This is a genomic window from Klebsiella sp. RIT-PI-d, assembly GCF_001187865.1.
Taxonomy (GTDB): Bacteria; Pseudomonadota; Gammaproteobacteria; order Enterobacterales; family Enterobacteriaceae; genus Superficieibacter.
The window spans coordinates 1,146,757-1,166,677 of the sequence record NZ_LGIT01000009.1; the positions used below are offsets into that span (position 1 = coordinate 1,146,757).

1 protein-coding gene is annotated in these 19,921 nt (G+C 58.1%); it reads left to right on the top strand.

Annotation, left to right across the window (positions count from 1 at the left end; all coding sequences use genetic code 11):
* The first annotated feature begins 118 nt into the window (after positions 1–118).
* Complete coding sequence (locus AC791_RS11865; protein ID WP_049840640.1) at positions 119–19,915, top strand: Ig-like domain-containing protein; 19,797 nt, start codon at positions 119–121, stop codon at positions 19,913–19,915.
* The last annotated feature ends 6 nt before the right edge of the window (positions 19,916–19,921 follow it).

The following is a 19,921-nucleotide window of genomic DNA, read 5'->3' on the forward strand; positions in this document are numbered from 1 at the left end:
ACGACGCGCCTTTCCACGCGAAATAAGTTCAACAATACCGGGTGATTTTTCCCGGAGATAACCACATGCATCTGGGCGACATATCCACAGGAATCCGTACACCTGCAAGGAGAAGAATATGAGTAACGTAAAAGTTGTTGATGTCATTATTCGTAAGACGGCAGAGAAAACAAAATTATCCGGCGAAGGTAATCTTTCAGTCTCTATTTCTTCACCGAGCGTGATTGAAATACAGGGCTCTGCCGGGGACGTAGTGCGCTATGTTCGCCAGGGTAACGATCTTCTCGTTTATATGAAAGACGGTAGCGTTATTCGCTGCAATAACTATTTTGTTGAAGATCCTGAGACTCATACCCGGTCAGAACTGGTGTTTAACGATAATCAGGAGCTGACTCATATTACTTTTGCCGATGTCGGGGAGGCGTCAGGAGTTGCGGTAACAGAACTTACCGCGCAGGCTACACCCATCAGCAGCATTGAACCTTTCATCGATCAGGGTAGCATTTTAGATGATGCGCCGTGGGGCTGGGTAGCGGGTGCCGCATTAGGCGGCGGTGCTATTGGCGCACTGCTGGCTCACGGCGGCGATGACAAAACCAGAGTCATCGATAACACCAAAGAAGTGGAGAGCGCAACCCCGACCTTCCTGGTGACGGACCACGCCGGGGATAAGCAGGGTGTACTCAAAGCAAAAGAGATCACTGACGACGACACCCCAACGTTCAGCGGTACCGGTCAGCCCGGCGCGACCATTCAGATCAAAGATAGCAGCGGCATGACTATTGCCAGCACGATGGTAGGTAAAGACGGGGCCTGGACAGTAAAACTTCCGACGCAGACGGATGGAGAACATACCTGGTCCATCGTGCAGATCGACGGCAGTAAAACAACCGACGCAGGCAGCATAACCCTGATTGTCTCAACCGCCGACGCCACCATCACGCTGTCCACCACGGCGGGCAATAACGTAATCAACGCCAGCGAGCAGTCAGCAGGCTTTACGCTGTCCGGTGAGAGCAAAAATCTGACCCAGGGAACGGCGCTCACTGTTTCGCTGAACGGTAAAACCTACACCACTGAAGTGAGCGCAAACGGTTCATGGCACGTAACCGTGCCTGCCGCAGACGCGCAGGCGCTCAGCGACGGAACCTGGACGGTCAACGTCAGCGGTAAAGATGCAGCGGGTAACACCGTAAGCGGCAGCCAGACGATTGGCCTGGATACCGCCGCCCCGACACTATCGGTCGATACGATTTCCGGCGATAACATCATTAACGCCGCAGAGCACAACCAGGATCTGATCCTGACCGGTAAAACGAATGCGGAAGCAGGCCAGATGGTCACCGTGACGCTGAACGGGAACAATTATACAGCCATCGCAGGCCGTGACGGCACCTGGTCAGTTACCCTGCCGGCCAGCGATGTGCAGACGCTGGCGGAGGGCAATCATTCACTGTCCGTGAACGTGAGTGATCAAGCAGGCAATGGGTCTTCGGCCACCGCCGATTTCCTCGTTGATACCGCAGCACCTGTAGTCACCATTGATACCGTGGCAGGCGACGATATTCTCAATGCCGGAGAGCAGGGCCAGGCGCAGATTATTTCCGGTCAGGCGAGCGGCGCAGCAGCAGGCGATGTGGTCACCGTTAACCTTGGCGGCCAGACCTTCACCGGTGTGGTTCAGGCTGATGGTCACTGGAGCGTCGGCGTGCCGGCCTCCGTCATCGGCGCGCTGGGCGAGGGTGAACACAGTATTTCCGCTTTCGTCACCGATGCCGCGGGCAATACCGGTAGCGCGACGCACGGGGTGACACTAAGCGGCATTCCCCCGGTATTCACCATCGACCCCATCAGCGGCGATAACATCCTGAACGCGCAGGAGGCGATGCAGCCTCTGCGCCTGAGCGGCACCAGCAATCTGCCTGACGGCAGCGCCATCAGCGTAACGTTAAATAATCTGCATTATCAGGCTACGGTTGAAAACGGCATCTGGTCTGTCCAGGTTCCGGTTTCTGACGTGCTGAGTCTGGCAAATACTCTCTATACCGTGACGGTGAGTGGTACCGACAGTGTGGGTAACAGCGCTTCAGCTGATGCCAGTCTGCTGGTCGATACGGCGATCCCACAGGTGATTATCAATACCTTTGCCGGTGACAATCTCGTCAACAACTCAGAAGTGGCGGTAGATCAAACTCTCAGTGGACGCGTGACCGGCGCGGCGGCGGGCGATACTGTTTCTATCTCTGTTGGCGGCATGCACTATACCGCCACAGTCGATAGCGATTTGAGCTGGAGCGTGACAATCCCGTCGGCCGATCTTAATGCGTTTGGCGACGGCAGTTTATCCTTCCGCGCATCGGTGACCAATGCGCACGGCAACACCGGCAGCGGTGAACGCGAAGCCAACATCAACGCCGAACTGCCTGGTCTGCGCGTGAACACCATTTCTGGCGATGATGTGATTAACGCCATCGAACAGCAGCAGGATCTGACCGTGACGGGCACCAGTGCTCATCTTGCCGCAGGCACGCAGATAAAGGTTACCCTCAATAACATCGATTATGCCGGCGTGGTGGCCGCTGACGGTAGCTGGCAGATTGGCGTACCTGCATCCGACCTTCAGGACTGGGCCGCGGGGAATATTACCGTTACGGCTAGTGCAGCAGATGCATGGGGCAATACCGTCTCTGCTGAGCACCCCCTGAAACTGGATCTGAATGCTGTGGCGGTCACTATCGATACCGTCTCCAGCGACAATATACTGAATGCGGCGGAAAAAGCGGCGGATGTCACGCTGTCAGGTCAGACGCAGGGCGTGGAAGCCGGGCAAACCGTGGTAATCAAATTTGCTGACCAGACCTTTACCGCACAGGTTCAGCAGGACGGCACGTGGAGTCTGACCGTGCCGGCGCACGCGATGGAACTGCTGGGCGACGGTCGCGCGCCGGTGAGCGTGAGCGTGACCAATGTTAACGGCAACAGCGCTGGATCCTCACGCTTCGTGACCGTCGATACGCTCCCACCGACCCTCACCGTGGACACCCTGACATCCGACAACATCATTAATGCGGCAGAAGCGCAGCAGGATTTGGTGATCAGCGGCAGCAGTGATGCCGAAGCGGGTCAGACCGTGACCGTAATGCTGAACGATAAATCCTATCAGACTCAGGTACAAATCGACGGGACCTGGGCCCTGACCGTACCGGCCGCCGACGTTGGCGCACTGACAGATGGCAGCGTGAAGATAACCGCGACCGTGAGCGACGTCGCGGGCAACCTCAGCAGCGCCGACCGTGTGAGTCTGGTGGATACCACCGTACCGCAGGTCATCATTGATCATTTTGTCACCGATACCAATACCATTAACCAGATTGCCCATTCACAGGCGCAGATCCTCAGCGGTACTGTCACCGGTGCGGCGGCAGGCGATCGGGTCACTATCACCCTTGATAAGGTGGACTACACTGCCGTAGTTGATGCGGCGGGCAACTGGAGTCTCGGCTTACCTGCTTCTGTGATCCAGGGACTGTCTGACGGCCCCCTGACAATCACCGTCTCAGTAACCGATCGGTCCGGCAATACCGGCAGCAATTCGCTGGACGTTACCGTGAACACTGTGATGCCGGAAATCAGCATCAATACCCTGGCGGCGGACGACGTTATCAACGCCACCGAGAAAGGCGAAGCGTTGCAGCTTTCAGGGACCAGCAACCAGTCGGAAGGTACCCCCGTCACCGTTAATCTGAACGGTAAAGAGTACACCGCCATCACGGACGCGGACGGGAACTGGCACGTTGAAGTCCCTGCGTCTGTGGTAAGCGCACTGGGCGAGGCGACGTACACGGTAACTGCCCGGATCACCGACCACGTTGGCAACAGCACATCCACCACCCACGACGTACTGGTAGACAGTTCGCTGCCGGGGTTGATCATCAATACTTTCGCCGGCGATAACATCGTTAATGCCGCAGAAGTGGCGGCGGGGCAAACCCTGACCGGTAGGGTAAGCAATGCGGCGGCGGGTGATACCGTCACGATTGTGCTCGGTGGCCAGACGTTCACCGTTAGCGTACAGGATGATCTCAGCTGGAGCCTGCCGTTAACCCAAAGCCAGTTAACCGCGCTCGGCAACGGCGATTTGACCATATCGGCAAGCGTGACGAATGACTACGGCAATACCGGATCGTCATCGCTGGAGGTGACTATCAATGCCCGGCTGCCCGGCCTGCGTATTGATACTGTTGCGGGCGATGACGTCATTAACATCATTGAACACGCGCAAAATCTGATTGTTTCCGGCACCAGTACGGATCTGGTCGCGGGCACTATCGTGACGGTGGCTATCAACGGTAAAACCTATTCGGCAACGGTGCTGGCAGATGGCGCCTGGCAGACGGCGGTGCCGGCGGCAGACGTGTCGCAATGGACGGAGGGAGCGCAATCAATTCAGGCCAGCGCGCAAGATACCGCCGGCAACCCGGTGAATATTGGCTCCCTGGTCGAGGTGGATCTCGCACCGGTGGCTATTAGCATCAATAGCGTGACCGATGACAACGTGCTGAATGCGGCAGAAAAAGGCCAGGATCTGGTACTATCCGGCACCTCTTCCAACGTTGAAGCAGGCCAGACTGTCACCCTGATCGTTGCGGGTAAAACGTATACCACGACCCTCGATGCCAGCGGCGACTGGACATACACGGTGCCGGCGGCGGATCTTAAAGGCCTGAAAGACGGCGACGCCAGCGTAAACGTCAGCGTGACCAATGTGAACGGCAACGCAGCCTCTACGGTACAGGAATACAGCGTAAAAACCACCGCGCCGACGGTAACTATCAATCCCATCAGCAACGACAACATGCTGAACGCGCAGGAAGCGGCGCAGGATCTGACCCTGAGCGGTACTTCAAGCGCTGAAGCCGGTCAGACGGTTATCGTCAATTTCAACGGCAATCAATACCGCGCACAGGTTCAGGCCAACGGTAGCTGGACGCTGGACGTACCGGCTGCCGACATGGCAAATATCACCGACGGCAATGCGGCTATCACCGCAACCGTATCCGATAAAGCAGGCAATCCGGCAAGCGCGGGGGCAACCATACTGGTTGACACCACTGTGCCGCACATCAGTTTTAACGTGGTGGCAGGTGACGACATTATTAACATTGCTGAACACGGTCAGGCGCTGATTGTCTCCGGTAACGTGAGCGGCGCACAGGCAGGCGATGTTATTACCGTGACGCTGAACGGCAAAGAGTACACCTCCCTGCTGGACGATGCCGGAAACTGGCATATCGGCGCACCGGCCTCTGATATTAATGCCCTGATTAACGGTAATTACACCCTTAGCGCATCTGTCACCGACAAAGCCGGTAACAGCGCCACCGCCACGCACGATATTGACGTTTCCCTGACCACGCCGGTTATTGCCATCACTACCCTGGCGGGTGATGACGTGATCAATGCCAGTGAAAAAGGCGAAGATCTGTTGCTCTCCGGCACCAGTAATCAGCCGGCTGGCACCTCCATTACCGTAACCCTTAACGGTATTAACTATACTGCCACCACCGACGCCAGCGGCAACTGGAGCGTTACTGTTCCGGCAGGCAATGTCTCGGCACTTGGTGAGGCTACTTACACCGTGACGGCCAGCGTGACCGATACCGCAGGCAACAATGCGAATACCAGCCATAACGTGCTGGTAGACAGCGCAAGCCCGGTTATCATTCTTAACGCTATCGCCACCGACGATGTGATCAACGCAGCAGAAGTCGCCACCGGACAGCTCCTGAGCGGGACGGTAAGCGGCGCGGCAAGCGGTGACACTGTCACAATTTCCATCGGCGGAAATATCTACACGACCACGGTTCAGGATAATTTAAGCTGGTCGGTGAAGGTTCCGTCGGAGGTCCTGACCGCTATCGGCAACGGCGATCTGACGGTTTTAGCCAGCGTGACTAACGGCCACGGCAACACTGGCTCCGGCGAGCGTGATATTACGATTGATGCCAGCTTGCCGGGACTGCGGGTGAATACCGTGGCAGGTGACGATGTGATCAACCGCATCGAACACGCGCAAAACCTGATCGTCAGCGGCTCCAGCGAGGGGCTGGCCGTCGGCTCCGCTCTGACGGTGACCCTGAACGGTAAATCCTATGCCGGTACAGTACTGGCAGACGGTACCTGGAGCGCCGCCATCCCGGCGGCAGACGTTAGCGCCCTGGCGGCGGGTAACGTAACCGTGACCGTTGCAGGTCAGAGTGCGGCGGGTAATCCGGTTTCCATCACACACAATGTGACGGTCGATCTGGCAGCGGTTGCCGTCAGCATTGATGCCATCGCGACGGACGACGTGATCAACGCGGCCGAAAAGGGCGCGGATCTGGTGCTTTCGGGCACTACCTCCAACGTGGAAGAGAACCAGACGCTCAGCATCAGCTTTGGCGGTAAACGCTACACCGCGACCGTGGATGCCGACGGCAACTGGACGGCGACGATACCGTCGGCGGATGTAGGCAACCTGAAAGAGGGTGATGCCCGCGTGCAGGTGAGCGTGACTAACATCAATGGTAACAGCGCATCGGCAGGCCGCGAGTACAGCGTGGACTCGACCGCGCCGACGGTGTCTATTGAGATCGTCAGCGATAATAACATCATCAACGCAACAGAAGCGCAGGCGGATCTGGTCATCAACGGCATAACCAACGCCGAAGTCGGGCAGACCGTAACCCTGACCCTGAACGGTAAGGAATACAGCACCACCGTTCAGGCCAACGGCGGCTGGGGCGTGACCGTGCCTTCCGCCGATCTGGGGGCGATTGTTGATGGCAACTACACCATCACGGCAGCGGTATCCGATAAAGCGGGCAACCCGGCCTCAGCGGATCGTGATGTGCTGGTCGATACCACCGTGCCGCAGGTAACGATTAATCCTGTTTCGGGCGATAACGTGATCAACAGCGCTGAGCATGGGCAGGCGCTGATTGTCACGGGCTCCGTCACCGGCGCGGCAGCGGGCGATGTGGTAACCGTCACCATCAATAATAAAAATTACACTGCGACCCTGGATGCTGCCGGTAACTGGATCATCGGTGTACCTGCGGCAGACGTCAGTGCGCTGACTGCCGGCGATTACACCATTACCGCAGCGCTGACTGATAAAGCCGGTAACAGCAACAGCGCCACGCATGATGTGGAAGTCAACCTGACCGCACCGGTGCTGACCATCGATACGCTGTCGGATGACGATGTCATTAACAGCATCGATAAAACCCAGGATATCACTATTTCAGGTACCGCCTCCGGGCTGGCAGCCGGCGCCATTGTTACCGTTATGCTCAACGGCAAAGCCTATAGCGCGACGGTCGATAGCGCCGGACAATGGACAACGACTGTTCCGGCTGAACAGGTGGGAGCGCTGGGTGAGGCCCTGTATACCGTCACTGCATCAGCAACGGACAGCGCCGGCAACAGCGGCAACGCGTCTCGCACGGTGAGCGTGGAATCGGTATTGCCTGGCGTCATCATCAATACCGTCGCTGGCGACGATGTGATCAACGCCGCAGAACTGGCAACCGGGCAGACCATCAGCGGTAGCGTAGTGAATGCCGAAGCGGGCAATACGGTGATCGTGACCTTGGGCGGTAAAACCTATACGACGACGGTACAGGACGACCTGACATGGTCCATCGATGTGCCGGAGTCGGTGCTGAAGGCGCTGGGTAACGGCGACCTGTTGGTCTCAGCCAGCGTCACCAACGGCTACGGTAACACCGGCGCTGGCGAGCGCGACATCACGATCGATGCCATGCTGCCGGGGCTGCGCGTGGATACGGTGGCGGGTGATGATGTGATCAACAGTATCGAACTTGCGCAAAACCTGATTGTCAGCGGTTCCAGCGACGGTCTGAGTACAGGTACGGCGCTGACCGTAACCATTAATGGCAAAACTTATCTGGCGACCGTGCTGGCAGACGGCAGCTGGCGTGCAGCGATCCCCGCAGAGGAGGTAAGCGCCCTGCCAGCAGGAACGGTCACCGTGACCGTTGAAGGCCAGAGTATGGCGGGTAACCCGGTCACGATTAATCATAATGTGAAGGTCGATCTGGCGACGGTTGCCGTCAGTATTGATGCCATCGCGACGGACGACGTGATCAACGCGGCCGAAAAGGGCGCGGATCTGGTGCTTTCGGGCACTACCTCTAACGTGGAAGAGAACCAGACCGTCAGCATCATTTTCAGCGGTAAACGCTACACCGCCTCCGTGGATGCAGACGGCAACTGGACGGCAACCGTGCCATCTGCCGATCTGGCAGGTCTGCGGGACGGCGATGCCCGCGTACAGGTCAGCGTCACTAACGTGAATGGCAATAGTGCCTCAGCGGGCCGCGAGTACAGCGTGGATGCGACCGCGCCGTCTTTGACCATCAATACCCTTGCGGGTGACGATATTCTCAATGCCGCAGAAGCGCAGTCTGATCTGACGGTTTCCGGGACCAGTACTGCCGAAGCAGGACAGACAGTCACCGTGTCGCTGAACGGTAAAAACTACACTACAACCGTCAGCGCAGACGGCAACTGGACGCTGAGCGTGCCGGCGGCTGATCTGACAGGATTATCTGACGGCAGCGCAACCGTCACCGCAGCGGTGAGCGACAAAGCGGGTAACCCGGCCTCTGTTGATCACAACCTGACGGTGGATGTGACGGTTCCTGCTGTGACCATTAATACCGTCGCCGGCGATGATGTAATTAACATAGCCGAACATTCTCAGGCGCAAATCGTCAGCGGCACCGCCACCGGCGCAGCAGCCGGGGATAACGTTACCGTTACGATTGGCGGTCAGACCTTCACCACCGTACTGGATGCGGCGGGTCACTGGAGCGTGGGTATTCCCGCTAATGTGATTTCCGGTCTTAGCGACGGCAGCGTCACCCTCAACGTCAGCGTGACGGACGCCGCGGGCAACACCGGTAAAGACAGCCATCAAGTGACCGTGGACACCGGCCTGCCGTCGGTCAATTTCAACGCCATCAGCGATGATAACGTGCTGAACGCGGTGGAAAAAGGCCAGGATCTGAACGTCAGCGGGACCAGTGCTAACCTGGCGGAAGGCACCACCGTAAGCGTCATACTGAACGGTAAACAGTACTCGGCGAAGACAGCGGCGGACGGCAGCTGGAGCCTGACGGTTCCGGCAGCCGATCTGGCGGGCCTGGGTGAAGCCAGCTATACCCTGAGCGCATCGGCGATTAACGCCGTGGGCAACAGCGTGAGCACGACCGCGGATCTGCTGGTCGATACCGCCTTGCCAGCCGTCACTATCAATACGGTGGCGGGCGATAACGTGATTAACGCGGCCGAAGTTGCGGCAGGCCAGACCATCAGCGGTAACGTAGTTAATGCTGAGGCAGGCAACACGGTAACCGTGACCATCGGCGGTAATACTTACACCGCCACGGTACAGAACGATCTAAGCTGGTCGGTTAACGTGCCGGCGGAGGTTCTCACCGCGCTGGGCGACGGTGGCCTGCGCGTGAGTGCAGTCGTCACCAACGACCACGGTAATACCGGCTCAGGCGAGCGCGCGATCGCCATTGATGCCAGGCTGCCTGGCCTGCGCGTGGATACGGTGGCGGGCGATGATGTGGTCAACAGCATTGAACATAATCAGAACCTGATCGTCACCGGTTCCAGCCAGGGAATAGACGCCGGGGCAACGCTGACGGTCAACGTAAACGGTAAAAGCTATACGGCAAGCGTGCTGGCAGACGGCACGTGGACTGCGGCAGTTCCGCAGGCGGATGTCCGTACCTGGCCTGAAGGCACGGTGAACATTAGCGTCAGCGGGCAAAGCCCGGCAGGTAATCCGGTGAGCCTGAGCCACGATGTGACCGTGGATTTAGGGGCCGTGGCGATCAGTATCAATGCCATCGCGGTTGACGATGTAATTAACGCGGCGGAGAAAGGTGCCAGTCTGGTGCTTTCCGGCGCGACCACCGACGTCGAAGCCGGGCAGACGGTGACGATCAGCATGGCGGGCAAAATCTATCTCGCGAAGGTCGATGTCGACGGCAACTGGACGGCAACCGTCCCGGCGGCCGATCTGGCAGGTCTGCGGGACGGCGATGCCCGCGTACAGGTCAGCGTCACTAACGTGAACGGCAATAGTGCTTCAGCGGGCCGCGAGTACAGCGTGGATGCGACCGCGCCGTCTTTGACTATTGATACTCTTGCGGCTAACGACATTATCAATGCTGCAAAAGCGCAGTCTGACCTGACGGTTTCCGGGACCAGTACCGCCGAAGCGGGCCAGACGGTCACCGTGTCGCTGAACGGTAAAGACTACACCACAACCGTCAGCGCAGACGGCAACTGGACGCTGAACGTGCCGGCGGCTGATCTGGCAGAAATACCTGACGGCAGCACGATCGTCACCGCGAGCGTCAGTGACAAAGCGGGTAACCCGGCCTCTGTTGACCACAACCTGACGGTGGATGTGACGGTTCCTGCTGTGACCATCAATACCGTCGCCGGCGATGACGTGATTAACCTGAGTGAACATGCTCAGGCGCAGATCGTCAGCGGTACCGCCACTGGCGCAGCAGCCGGGGATAACGTTACCGTTACGATTGGCGGTCAGACCTATACCACCGTGCTGGATGCGGCAGGTCACTGGAGCGTGGGCGTTCCGGCTGAGGTCATTTCCGCGCTACAGGATGGCACTGTGGCGATCAATGTCAACGTAACCGATGCAGCGGGTAACACCGGCTCCGGCATTCATAACGTCACAGTGGATACCGGGCTGCCATCCGTCGGCTTCAACCCCCTCAGCGGCGACAATGTGCTGAACGCGGTAGAAAAAGGTCAGGATCTGAGCGTCAGCGGGACCAGCGCTAACCTGGCGGAAGGCACCACCGTAAGCGTCATACTGAACGGTAAACAGTACACCGCGGCCACCGACGCAGACGGCAACTGGAGCCTGACGGTTCCGGCAGCAGACCTTAGCACGTTGGGTGAAGCCAGCTACACCCTGAGTGCGGCGGCGACCAGCGCGGTGGGTAACAGCGTGAGCACGACCGCGAACCTGCTGGTCGATACCGCCTTACCAGCCGTTACTATCAATACGGTGGCTGGCGATAATGTAATTAACGCGGCCGAAGTCGCGGCAGGCCAGACCATCAGCGGTCACGTAGTTAATGCCGAAGCGGGCAACTCCGTGATCGTGACCCTGGGTGACAAGACCTATATGGCAACGGTACAGGACGATCTGACATGGTCGGTCGACGTTCCTGCGTCTGTTCTGACGGCGCTGGATAACGGCAACCTGGAGGTGAAGGCCACCGTCACCAACGGGCACGGTAATACCGGCGCCGGCGAACGCGATGTGACTATCGACGTCAGCCTGCCGGTGCTGCACGTGGATACTGTGGCGGGCGATGACGTGATCAACAGTATCGAACATGCGCAAAACCTGATCGTCACCGGCTCCAGCGGCGGGCTGGCAGCAGGCTCAACCGTCACCGTAACCCTCAACGGTAAAACCTATGCAGCTTCCGTACTGGCGGACGGCTCCTGGAGTGCCGCCATCCCGGCAGCAGATGTGGGTGCCCTGGCAGACGGCAAAGCGGTCCTGACCGTTGCCGGCCAGAGCGCGGCAGGAAATCCGATCTCAGCCACTCACGATGTGACAGTTGATCTGGCACCGGTTGCCGTCAGCATTGAGGCGATTGCCACTGACGACGTGATTAACGCCGCTGAGAAAGGGGCGGATCTGGTACTTTCCGGTACGACCTCAAACGTTGAGGAAAACCAGATCGTGACCATTGCCTTTGGGGGCAAGGCTTATACCGCGAAGGTTGATGCCGACGGCAACTGGACGGCGACCGTGGCATCTGCCGCTCTGGCGGATCTGCGGGACGGCGATGCCCGCGTGCAGGTCAGCGTCACTAACGTAAACGGTAACAGCGCGTCCGCAAGCCGCGAGTACAGCGTGGATGCGACCGCGCCGTCGTTGACCATTAATATTCTTGCGGGTGACGATATTCTCAATGCCGCAGAAGCGCAGACTGATCTGACGGTCTCCGGGACCAGCACCGCCGAAGCGGGTCAGACGGTCACCGTGTCGCTGAACGGTAAAGACTACACCACAACCGTCAGCGCAGACGGCAACTGGACGCTGACCATGCCGGCGGCGGATCTCGCGTTACTGCCCAACGGCAGCGCGAGCGTTACCGCGAGCGTTAGTGATAAAGCGGGTAACCCGGCCTCCGTTGAGCATAACCTGACGGTGGATGTGACCGTTCCTGCGGTGACCATCAATACCGTCGCCGGCGATGACGTGATTAACCTGACTGAACACGCACAGGCGCAAATCATCAGCGGCACCGCCACCGGTGCAGCAGCGGGGGATCGGGTCATCGTTACGATTGGCGGTCAGACCTTCACCACCGTGCTGGATGCGGCAGGTCACTGGAGCGTGGGTATTCCCGCTAATGTTATTTCCAGTCTTAGCGACGGCAGCGTCACTCTCAACGTCAGCGTGACGGACGCCGCGGGCAACACCGGTAAAGACAGCCATCAAGTGACCGTGGACACCGGCCTGCCGTCGGTCAATTTCAACGCCATCAGCGATGATAACGTGCTGAACGCAGTGGAAAAAGGTCAGGATCTGAGCGTCAGCGGGACCAGCGCTAACCTGGCGGAAGGCACCACCGTAAGCGTCATACTGAACGGTAAACAGTACACCGCTGCCACCGACGCAGACGGCAACTGGAGCCTGACGGTTCCGGCAGCCGATCTGGCGGGCCTGGGTGAAGCCAGCTACACCCTGAGTGCGGCGGCGACCAGTGCGGTGGGTAACAGCGTGAGCACGACCGCGAACCTGCTGGTCGATACCGCCTTGCCAGCCGTTATCATCAATACGGTGGCGGGCGATAACGTGATTAATGCGGCCGAAGTCGCGGCAGGCCAGACCATCAGCGGTAACGTGGTTAATGCCGAAGCGGGCAACACGGTGATCGTGACCCTGGGTGGCAAGACCTATACGGCAACGGTACAGGACGACCTGACATGGTCGGTCGACGTTCCGGCATCGGTTCTGACGGTGCTGGATAACGGCAACCTGGAGGTGAAGGCCACCGTCACCAACGGACACGGCAATACCGGCGCCGGCGAACGCGATGTGACTATCGACGTCAGCCTGCCGGTGCTGCACGTGGACACCGTGGCGGGTGATGACGTGATCAACAGCCTTGAGCATAATCAGAACCTGATCGTCACCGGCTCCAGCGACGGACTGGCAGCGGGCACAACGGTCACCGTCACCCTCAACGGTAAAACCTATGCAGCTTCCGTGCTGGCGAACGGCTCCTGGAGTGCCGCCATCCCGGCAGCAGACGTGGGTGGCCTGGCAGACGGCAAAGCGGTCCTGACCGTTGCCGGTCAGAGCGCGGCGGGAAATCCGATCTCAGCCACTCACGATGTAACGGTCGATCTGGCACCGGTTGCCGTCAGCATCGAAGCGATTGCCACTGACGACGTAATTAATGCCGCCGAGAAGGGGGCGGATCTGGTGCTTTCCGGTACGACATCAAACGTTGAGGAAAACCAGATCGTGACCATTGCCTTTAGCGGCAGGTCTTATACCGCGAAGGTTGATGCAGACGGCAACTGGACGACGACCGTGCCGTCTGCTGCTCTGGCGGATCTGAAAGACGGCGATGCCCGGGTGCAGGTCAGCGTCACTAACGTCAACGGTAACAGCGCCACGGCAGGCCGCGAATACAGCGTGGATACGACAGCGCCTACGGTGTCAATTGACACCGTGGCAGGCGATAACGTTATTAACAGGGCGGAAGCCGCTGCGGGTGTCACGATTTCCGGCACTACCACGGCCGAAGCGGGACAGACGGTCACCGTTACGCTTGACGATAAGCATTACACCGCGCAGGCTGAGAAGGGCGGCATCTGGAGCGTCAACGTGCCAGCGGCAGATCTGACCGCGATGGCGGACAATGGCTATACCGTACAGGTCAGCGTGAGCGACGTTGCAGGTAATCCTGGCAGCGCGAATAAAGGGATTACGCTTGTAAACACGCCGCCGACCATCAGCTTTAATGTCGTGGCGGGCGATGATGTGATCAACAGCGTGGAGCATGGACAGGCTCAGATCGTCAGCGGGACGGCAACCGGTGCGAACGTTGGCGATAAGCTGGTCATTACTATCGGCTCAAATCACTACACCACTACCGTTGATGCCAGCGGTAACTGGAGCGTGGGCGTTCCGGCCAGCGCAATCGCCGCGCTGGCCGACGGCAAAGTGACCATTAGCGCGACCCTGACCGACAGCGCGGGTAATAGCAGCACGCAGACGCATAATGTGGTGGTGAATACTGCCTCCGTGGCGCTCACCGTCAACACCCTCAGCGGCGACGACGTCATCAATGCGGCGGAAGCGGGTAATGCACTCATGATCAACGGTTCCAGCTCGCACTTTGCCAGCGGCACGGAAGTGGCCGTGATCCTGAATGGCAAGCGCTATACGGCTACCGTTCAGGAAGACGGTTCGTGGAGCACAACGGTACCGGCGGCAGATGTGGAAGCCCTGGCCGATGGCGCGAGTTATCAGATCGCTGTTACCGCAGAGGACAGCGCGGGCAATAGCGCGTCGGCGACGCATACCATCAGCGTAGACACCACTGTGCCGGTCATTAGCATCAACACGATCTCGGGCGATGACGTACTCAATGCGGCAGAAACGCAGCAGCCGTTGACCGTTCACGGCTCAACCAGCGCAGAAGCGGGGCAAACCGTGACCGTCACGCTGGGCGACAAAACCTATACGGCAGCAGTCGCCAGGGATGGTACCTGGACGCTGAATGTGCCTGCTGCCGATCTGGCCGCGCTGAGCGAAGGTGCACTGACGGTAAAAGCATCGGTCAACGATGTCGCGGGTAATAATGGCCAGACCACGCACACCCTGACGGTTGATACCGTCGTGCCAACCGTGACCATCAACACCGTGGCAGATGACGATATTGTTAACAACGCCGGGCAACTGGCGGGCCAGACCATCAGCGGCACGACAACGGCAGAACAAGGTCAGACGGTAACGGTGACCTTCAATGGTCACCACTACCAGGCGACCGTCGGGGCCGACGGCTTATGGTCGACCTTCGTGCCGGGCCGCGATTTCCTCGGCCTCAGCGACGGCGATTATACCGTGGCCGCGACGGTAAGCGATAAGGCGGGCAATCCGGGCAGCACAACGCACAACGTGACGCTGAACGGTGACGTCCCGACTATCACCATTAATACTTTTGCTGAGGATGACATCGTCAATGCGGCCGAGCACGGCACGCCGCTGGTCATCAGTGGCTCTACCGACGCGCCTGCGGGCCAGACGGTAACCATTACGCTGAACGGCAAAACTTATGACGCAACCGTGCAGGAGGATGGCAGCTGGCACTATACCCTCGGCAGCGCAGACGTGACTGCACTGGCCGATGGCGATGCGTATGTGATTAACGCCCAGGTGAGCAATACGATTGGTAATAGCGCCAGCGATAATCATACGGTGACCGTGGATCTCACACCACCGTCAATGGGGCTCAGTATTGATTCACTGCAAAACGATACCGGGCTGAGTGCGAGTGATTTCATCACTAACGACAATAAAGTCGTGTTAAATGGCTCGCTGACGACCCAGCCCGGCAATAACGAGAAGGCGCAGATCAGCGTCGACGGCGGTCTGACCTGGCGCGATCTGACCGTAACCGGCACAGCGTGGCGCTACGCTGACGAGCGCACCCTCACTGACGGTACGTACCAGTATCAGGTTCGGGTGATCGACAATGCGGGTAATGTCGGTGCAACGGACAGTCAGGATGTGGTTATTGACCTCACCGCACCGGCGGCCACCACTATTACCGTGGATTCCGTGACTCAGGATACCGGTCTGTCTGACAGCGACTTTATCACCAGTGATAATCAGATCAGTCTCAAAGGTACGCTGGGTGCGGCGCTGGGCAGCGGTGATCATGCCCAGATCAGTCTTGACGGCGGCGTGACCTGGACCGATGTTGGCGTTAGCGGCCTGAGCTGGACCTACGTGGATAGCCGTACCCTGGCCGACGGTGATTACAACTATCAACTGCGCGTCATCGACGATGCGGGGAATATCAGTGCCACCATCAGTCAGCTGGTTACCATTGATACCGTGCCGCCGGATGCCAGCAAAACCATTACCATCGACAGCATCAGCGAAGACACCGGGTTAAGCGATAGTGACTTTATCACTAACGATACCTCTTTAACTCTGCATGGCTCGCTCGGCGCGACGCTGGCTGACGGCGAATATGCTCAGATTAGCATTGATGGCGGTGCCACCTGGCAGAATGTGAACGTTACCGGCAACCGCTGGTACTACGTAGATGGGCGCACGCTGGAAAACCAGAGCTATGACTACTACGTGCGCGTGGTGGATACGGCGGGCAATATCGGCGCCAGCGCGCATCAGCAGGTAGTCGTCGATACCGTTGCTCCTGACCCGGCCATAACAGTAACCGTGGACAATATCACCGTTGATACTGGCTTCGATGATAACGATTTCCTGACCAGCTCGACCTCGTACACCCTGCACGGGACGCTGGGGACTGAGCTCGGCTCAGGCGAGTACGTGCAGGTGAGCATGGATGACGGCGCGACCTGGGTTTACGCTACCGTAAGCGGTACGCAATGGCGCTATAACGAGACACGTACTCTGACAGACGGCAGCTATCAGTATCAGGTTCGGATTGTCGACCTGGCGGGCAACGTCGGAGCGACGACCTCCCAGGCGGTGAGGGTAGATACTCAGGCACCGCAGTATGGCATCACCATTGACAGCATCAGCGAAGATACCGGGCAGTCCGGCAGTGATTTCATCACCCAGGACACCTCGCTGACAATTAACGGCTCGCTGGGCAGCGCGCTGGCCAGTGACGAGCGGGTACAGATTAGCCTCGACGGCGGCAATACCTGGGTTGATGCTGCCGTGACGAATCTGCGCTGGAGCTATACGGATACCCGCGTACTGGCTGACGGCGACTACACCTATCAGGTACGAATCGTTGACCAGGCCGGCAACGTTGGCTCGACCTCATCGCAGATGGTGACGATAGACACCACGCCGCCAACCACGGTTGGTACAGTCGTGAGTTATACCGACGGAGAAGGCGAGCGTCAGGGCACCTTTGGCAGCGACGTCGCCACGGATGACAACTCTCCGCTGCTCAGCGGCACGCTGAATCACGCCCCGGACGACGGCGAGATTGTGCAGCTTTATCGCGACGGGATCCTGCTGGGTCAGGTAACGATGAACGGTACGGTAAGCTGGACCTACCAGGACAGCAGTCTGACCGACGGAAATCATACCTACATTCTGCGTATTACCGACATAGCCGGTAACTATACGGAATCTGATGGATTTGTGCTGAAAGTTGATACCCGTATCCCCACCACCACGGCGACGATTACCGCACAAACCACCCCGGATACCACACCGATTGTGAGCGGTAAGCTCTCTGCGGATCTGGTGAACGGGGAATACCTGGTCGTGAAAGTTAACGGCAAAACCTATACCTCCGAAACCGGTGGCTCTGTGGTGGTCGATCCCGCTCACAATACCTGGTATCTGCAGATCCCGGACAGCGATGCTCTTAGCGTAGCGAGTTACGACGTGACGGCACAGGTGAAAAGCAGCGCGGGTAACGGTAACACCACCGGCACCACAACCGGCAGCCTGGTGATTGGCACCTCGACGGTAAATACTGACTGGGCAACTGCGGCGGGCGCGTCGGATAATGAAACTATGTCGGTGGGGCTGAACAGTAGCGGCCTGTGGAACATCACGGCGAACTCGCAATCCTATTCGAGCAGCGATGTCTCAACCTATGCGGCGAGTGCACTGACCAATACCCGACGCTACGCCATGGTAAGCCAGACTCAGGTTGACTTCGATCGTAACGGGACGCTGGACGTATTTGCGACAGAGACGTTCTATGCCAACTCAACGCAGATCATGTGGACCTACGACGGTAAAACCTATACCGGTGCTCAGTTGCCGGTAGGGACTACCATTTATTACGGCGGTGTGATCGCCTACGACAAAACGGGTGATGGTTATCTGGATCTGGCCTACGGTGATGCCGGGTTTGACTCTCTGACCTATCTGGTGAATAACAACGGCGTACTGACCCCGGATGGCAACAGAGGGGCGGGCGGGTTTTTCGGACAGTTTGTTTTCGGGCGGGAAATCTCCGCGGTTGATCTGAACAACGATGGTGCCGTGGATATCGTGCAGCATACTAACCGTAGCGGGATCTATGCGTTAACGGCGATCGCCAATAGCGGAACCGGAACATTGTCTATAGGCCAGGATATTACTAACGTCTTTGTTGGCAATACTGCGGATACCACTACGGCAGCGTCCATGACGTGGGCGGATTTCAACGGTGATGGCTACATGGATCTGTACCTGGGCAGCAGCTTCAATAACACAGGCGGGGTAATTTACTACAACGACGGTAACGGTAAGCTTCTCACCACTAAAAGCGCGGTGGAAGCCTCTAACGCCACGGCGGGTTATCTCTCCGTCGCCGTGGACTGGAACGCTGATGGCAAGATGGACATCATTAAGCTCAGCACCTATAGCGCATCACAGACGGCCACGCTGTTCACCAATAACGGCAAAGATTCAGCCTGGACCTCAGGCCAGCTTGCGGCGGGACTGACGAATGTGACCGGCATGGCGGCGGTAGATTACAACTGGGATGGTAAACAGGATCTACTGGTGTCGCAGTTGAACGGTAAAGTGGTTCTGCTGCAAAACAACACCACGATTGCTGATGGCACCGCGATGCATCTGCGTATCGTCGATAGCGAAGGCATCAATGCTTACTACGGTAATACGGTCAACCTGTATAACGCGGCAGGCGTTCGGGTAGCCTCGCAGATCATCAACGCGCAATCCGGTATCGGTTCGAACGATGCCTCGGCCCTGGTGAGTTTCTACGGTCTGGATCCGCATGAAACCTACTCGGCACAAATCGTTAAATTCACTAACGGTGCGCCGGATAACGTGACCTGGGACGATCTGACGGCGGGCAACGGCAAAGAGAGCTATGTTCTGACAGCCGAAGCCGCAACCGGCGGCCACAGCGGAACAATTACCGGCACCGGGTATAACGATACCTTTATTGCAGAGGATGGCACATATACCTATAACGGCTCCGGCGGCTGGAATACGACCTCCGATTACGATACCTGGAGCAATACCGCCGGGACAGACGTAGTGGACTACAGAAATGCCACCTCTGGCGTTACCGTCGATCTGCGGCTGTCAACGGCTCAGGACACCGGATTTGGCACCTCGCGCCTGCTGAACATTGAAGGTATCAATGGATCAAATTACGACGACGTTATTACCGGCAATAGCGGTGATAATCAGTTTGAAGGGCGCGGCGGGAATGACACGTTTAATATCGGCAGCGGCGGTCATGATACGTTGCTCTATAAACTTATTAACGCCTCGGATGCGACCGGCGGTAACGGCAGCGATGTGGTCAACGGTTTTACTGTCGGCACCTGGGAAGGGACGGCCGATACGGACCGTATTGACCTGCGCGATCTGCTTTCCGACAGCGGCTATACCGGCACCGGCTCAGCGAGCTATGTGAACGGCGTAGCAACGCTGGATAGCAGTGCAGGCAACATTGCCGATTATATTCGCGTGGTGCAAAACGGAAGTAATACTGACATCCAGGTCGATCTCGACGGCGCGGGTGGTCAGTTCTCACCCACGACGCTGGTGACGCTGAACGGCGTGCAGACAGATCTGGCCACGCTGCTGGCTAACCATCAACTGTTAATTGCGTAAAACAAC